Annotated in this window: 4 protein-coding genes; 1 reads left to right on the forward strand and 3 read right to left on the reverse strand. The window is 55.2% G+C overall.

The annotated features are described in order from the left end of the window. Positions 1-178: 178 nt before the first annotated feature. Positions 179-982 (forward strand): hypothetical protein, encoded by an 804-nt coding sequence (locus tag HMPREF2971_RS03960; protein ID WP_070691488.1) that lies wholly within the window; start codon positions 179-181, stop codon positions 980-982. 86 nt (positions 983-1,068) lie between these two features. Here HMPREF2971_RS03960 and HMPREF2971_RS03965 read toward each other — a convergent pair whose 3' ends face one another. From HMPREF2971_RS03965 to HMPREF2971_RS03975, 3 genes are all read right to left on the reverse strand, one after another. After that, on the reverse strand, positions 1,069-1,992 hold the full coding sequence (locus HMPREF2971_RS03965; RefSeq protein WP_141755853.1) for a hypothetical protein: 924 nt from the start codon (positions 1,990-1,992) through the stop codon (positions 1,069-1,071). 182 nt (positions 1,993-2,174) lie between these two features. Then, a complete protein-coding gene (locus tag HMPREF2971_RS03970; RefSeq protein WP_070691492.1) occupies positions 2,175-3,092 on the reverse strand; it encodes a hypothetical protein in 918 nt (305 codons plus the stop codon). Between the two features lie 129 nt (positions 3,093-3,221). Further along, the gene (locus HMPREF2971_RS03975; protein WP_070604747.1) at positions 3,222-3,638 is read right to left on the reverse strand and encodes a hypothetical protein; all 417 of its coding nucleotides are present in this window, start codon (positions 3,636-3,638) and stop codon (positions 3,222-3,224) included. Between the last annotated feature and the right edge of the window lie 253 nt (positions 3,639-3,891).

Raw genomic sequence — 3,891 nt, forward strand, 5'->3', positions numbered from 1 at the left:
CGTGGCTTTTCGAAACACATGTGGCTTCTCGCGTACCTGAAAGGAAAAGGGCATAGCCTGATTTACCCCGGGGTAAATTGCGAACAAGGGGTCGGCCCCCACATCAGGAATAGTCTGAAGGGGACATATTGGATGGGTGGTCACTGCATTACAAGGCCACCCAGAAGAAAGGCATGATATGAACTGGTTGTCACAGTGGATTCACTCAACAACAACAATTCTGATGTGGGTAGGCGTAATTTTCTTCCTTTGGGCGGCTGCAATATCTGCTCTCCGGGGCTTGCTCGCTTCGATTCGTTATTTGCGAGCCACGACGAAGGGTGAGAAGTACGCGCAAGAATCGGACGACGAAGACCGTATCTTCAGTTTCTCCATTTTGGGTACCCCGGATCTCATCATCAATGTCGTGATGGGCGGATTTGTAGCTGCAGTGATGTGGGTGGTCATGTTACTGCGAGGTTCTGCAGAAGAAGCTTTGCAATGGATCGCGGCTATTATGGGATGGGCGATGCTACTGCTGGGCGTGACTGCAATGGTGCGTTGTTCCAAGCGTGCACGGGCCAAGGGTAAGAAGATGAAGCGCAACGCCGTAGTGGGTCTGATGTACGTGGCATCGTCCGGTACGTTTCTCAGCCAGATACTGTCGAATGGCTTGCAGACGAACGAACATTGGTCGATGGTCAATCTGATTCAGGCGGGTCTTTCTGCAGGTCCGACTGACGTGGACTTTGTAAATGGTGTTATGGGTGCATACGGTGTTCCGGGGTTGGTAGCTCTGGCTGTGCATACTGTGCTGTTCTTTGCGTGGGGAATGCTCGTGCCGGAAGTTCTGTTGCACTCTGTTTTCCTTACCGCTAGCGCGCTGGGTGGTCGTGCTGTGATTGTTGGATCGAAGTTGGAAAGCGCGCAGCGTCTTTTCACGGTGAGTATAGCTCTCTACCTGGCGATGTACCTGGTATCGAGTGGTTTGTTGGCTAGGTAGCCGCCTCTCTACTCGCTGAGAAGCCACATGTGTTTCGAAAAGCCACTTCTTTGGTGGCTTCTCGAAACACATGTGGCTTTTCGCGGTTAAGTTTGGGGCATCCCAGCAGCACGCAGCACCTGCAGGGCCCGCCTCGGACGGTAAATAGCGTCCTTAGCAGAAACACGGACAACGGCGTACCCCGCATGGAGTAGCCGATCCTGTCGATTCTTCTCCCGAACCAGGTCCTCTTTGGCGTTGTATTTGACGTTGCCGTCTACCTCCAGAATGACGGGCCTGCCGTGGAGGCTAGTGGTGGGTAGCAGAAAGTCCACTCGATAGGCATGACCTTCGCAGATGATGGTTTCTTGCTGCTTGTATCGGATTCCCTGGTCATCGAGAAGTAACCGCATGCAGGTTTCAGCAACGGATTCTGAGCGTGGGCTGAGCTCATGTCCGACGAGGCGGGCGGTTCGGCACCCGCGGCCTGATGCAGATGAGAGTTCTTTCTTGAGCTCCTCGTGGGTGAGCATATCCGGTTCCTGAGCGAAGCGCTGGAGGGCGCTTTCAGCCAGTACGAGCCCGTCGCGAAAGGGGAGCGTTTTCACGCAGGTGGTGATAGCTGTTAGCGGTGTGACGGTGGGGATCCCTTCGGGCGTGTACACGATGGGGCTGTCCGCGGTGAGGGCATCTTGGATGCGCTGGATGTTTTCTCTGCGGCCGCCTCCGGCTCCTCGTACTTGAACGTGACGTGGTGGGCTGAGGGAGGAGACGCCCCAGGCGACGGCTGCGCTTTGAGCGGCGAGGATGTTGGCGGGGTATTCGTTGAGGTGCGCGAGGATGCACACGTAGTGCTGGTCGTTGGGGTGTAGTTTGTTCCAGGTTTGGGTGGGGAGAAGGTGCCCTTTTGAGACGCGGGTGAGTTCGCCGCGGTTGAGGGCGTGGCTCAGGGTGATTCGCGTGTGGGTGGCTGAGGTGATGAGTTCGGTGCGGGTGCGTATCATCGTTGATAGTTCTTCTCTAGTAATCATGCTTTAATTGCATCAAATGATAGTATTTGTGTTCAAGTGTTACGTTTAGTTATTACGCCGAAAAGCCACATGTGTTTCGAAAAGCCACTAAAAACGTGGCTTTTCGAAACACATGTGGCTTCTCAGTGAGAGGGGTGTGGATAAGTTGAGTGAATACGGCCCCGCCTCTCATCCGCAGGATGCTACTTGTTGATCTGTGCGATTAGATGTTCAGCAAGTGCAGGCTGGCATGCTACGCACCCCATGGCTGCTAGGATGATGTCTGCTGCAACTTCCTTCAGAGGGAAGCGAAGCTCAAAGCCACGGTAACGCGCGCATGCGGCGTTCAGAATATGCCAGTAGCAACGTACAAGAAGCAGAACCGTGAGTACGGCGGCGAGCAAATTCAGCATCAGCAAGGTGAAGCCACCGAATCCGTACGTTGCGTTGACAGCTTCAATGTACCGTGCAATGTAACTGCCCTGCTGGTGGGAGTTCATATGGTTGTCGATAGCGGTGCGAATGGTAGACAGGTTGTACATGCCGGAACCATTCAGGGTTACCCAGGTCCATGCAGCGATGGCCAACAGAATACCGGGGTAGAGCATATACATCAGGGCGTTGATACTGGTTTCGGTGCCCGGCTGTGCATACTTCTTGATGAGCAGACCGGTCAATGCGAGACAAAGCACCCAGCAGATGATGCCGATCAGGTTGATACTGGGCCAGCTAGCACAGAATGCAGCCGTAGCAATCACCGTGACGGCCAGTGCTCCAAAGCCGAGACCGAAGGCGTTTTCAGTACTTTCCTGCCCCTTCTTGGAGGGTGCGTGGTTGTGCGTGTGCTGGCTGTTGTCGATGGTGGTGCGGTTACCGTCGCCGCTAATGGCTGCGGAGCCGTTGCCTACCTGCTGGTGGGTGTTGTGCACGCGGTTGCCATTGCCGTTGATGGTGCCGACGCTGAGCTTCTGGGTGGTATTTCCTGCTCCGGGAGTGGTGGCCGCCTTCTTGGCGTCCTTACGTGCTGCACCGAGCTTTACCCACGCGGTTCCAAGTCCTGCGATAGCGGTAAACGGCGGGGCAACAGTTCCTACAATGGCCAGGACTTCTTCAACGGACATTTTGTTCTCCTTAGAGTTAGTGGTTGATTTGGTCGGTGCCGAGAAGCCACTTGTGTTTCGAAAAGCCACCAAACATGTTGCTTTTCGAAACACTTGTGGCTTCTCGGCGGGGGGGGGGGGGGTGGGGGGTTACTCGGCCTTCAACGGGAAGCTCGCCGTCTTGAGTGATCCCTCAACAGCATTCCAACTGATGCTGTAGTGGCCACCGTAGCCGGCCTGGAACCAGCCGTTCTGCTTCCCAAACTCGGTGAGTTCTACGAGGCTTTCGGCAATCACCTTCTTTGACTCGGGGTCGTAAATCTGAACGTCCTCGTGGTCAGTACCCCAGTGCATACTGCAGGCCACCTGAAGCGCGAGGACCTGGCGGCTAAGCTTCATGCCTGCGTTATGCATCGGCAGGGAGATGAAGGTATAGCCATTCAATTCGTGCTGGTTCGCCTCCTCGTAATTCTCGGTAGCCCAATCGTGGGTGAGCGTATCGGAGGAGGTGGTCTCCTCCGGAGGATTGATGAATGCGCGGATACGCTGAGTCAGGGTGGGGCTCATAATGTGCTCCTTTGATTGTTGTTGCCCCGGCCCGTGTGGGCCTGCACCGGGGCAGATGGGTTGGTGGTCGTGCAGTGACCTTGTACCTCCACGATAGGGTGAGGGTTTAGGATGGCTGAGATTTTTTGGTTTACCCCGGGGTAAGCGAAAAAATGTCGGACTGGGTGCGGTGCTGGGGGAATATATTCTTTGAATTCCTGCGGGCGGACGCTTCCTACTTGCCCCGAGAAGCCACATGTGTTTCGAAAAGCCA

The sequence above is a fragment of the Rothia sp. HMSC066G07 genome, assembly GCF_001814485.1.
In the GTDB taxonomy this organism is placed as follows: domain Bacteria; phylum Actinomycetota; class Actinomycetes; order Actinomycetales; family Micrococcaceae; genus Rothia.

Excerpts from the sequence above, each read along its gene's own strand:
- HMPREF2971_RS03960 (WP_070691488.1), top strand. The coding sequence starts at position 179 with ATGAACTGGTTGTCACAGTGGATTCACTCAACAACAACAATTCTGATG.
- HMPREF2971_RS03965 (WP_141755853.1), bottom strand. The coding sequence starts at position 1,992 with ATGATTACTAGAGAAGAACTATCAACGATGATACGCACCCGCACCGAA.
- HMPREF2971_RS03970 (WP_070691492.1), bottom strand. The coding sequence starts at position 3,092 with ATGTCCGTTGAAGAAGTCCTGGCCATTGTAGGAACTGTTGCCCCGCCG.
- HMPREF2971_RS03975 (WP_070604747.1), bottom strand. The coding sequence starts at position 3,638 with ATGAGCCCCACCCTGACTCAGCGTATCCGCGCATTCATCAATCCTCCG.